Source organism: Streptococcus sp. HMSC034E12 (genome assembly GCF_001835915.1).
GTDB lineage: Bacteria > Bacillota > Bacilli > Lactobacillales > Streptococcaceae > Streptococcus > Streptococcus vaginalis.
Genome location: NZ_KV826473.1, coordinates 1 through 592 on the forward strand (window position 1 = coordinate 1; position 592 = coordinate 592).

Here is a 592-nt window from a genome sequence, read left to right on the forward strand (position 1 = left end):
TTTTTCTACCATTTGTCAAGCAATTCAATGTTTTTCAGTCAAAGAATTGATGATTGATTTGATTTTAATAGTTTATCCTAGCCCTTTTTGGCTCTTTTGATTGGAAAAAGAGTACACAAAATCAACACCATACCTAGCGAAATTTTTGTAAGGTGTTATAATAATAGAGCATAGACGGCTTTAATGATTTTGGGTTAAAGTGTAATCGTAAAGTTTGTTATGCGTAATGAGGTAATACATTGTCTGTATGAGGCGATGCATTGAGGCAATCGTATGAGGCTTAGTTGAAGTCGTCTGCGATTGTCTTTTTCGTTTCTCATAAAAGTCCGCAATGTGGCAAGGATTGGTATGGCTGGCCGAAGCAATGTTGTGAATGGTCTTGAAGAGAATCTTTCTGGCATAAGGATTGCCCCGTTTGGTGATGTGTTCTTGAGCCAGAAAGTTTCCAGATTTGTAGTGTCTGAGATCAATTCCAATAAAGGCGTTGATTTGATTGGCAGACTGAAAACGGCGAATATCTCCTAATTCGCCTATGATAGAGGTGGCTGTTGTTTCAGCGATACCAGAGATGGAGAGGAGAATCTCGTACTCT

The 592-nt window shown here is 38.7% G+C and carries 1 protein-coding gene; it reads right to left on the reverse strand.

Annotated elements, in window-relative coordinates:
- Positions 1-180: 180 nt before the first annotated feature.
- Positions 181-592, reverse strand: a 412-nt coding sequence (locus HMPREF2574_RS08730) for a transposase (protein ID WP_142350131.1), incomplete at its 5' end; no start/stop codon positions are given.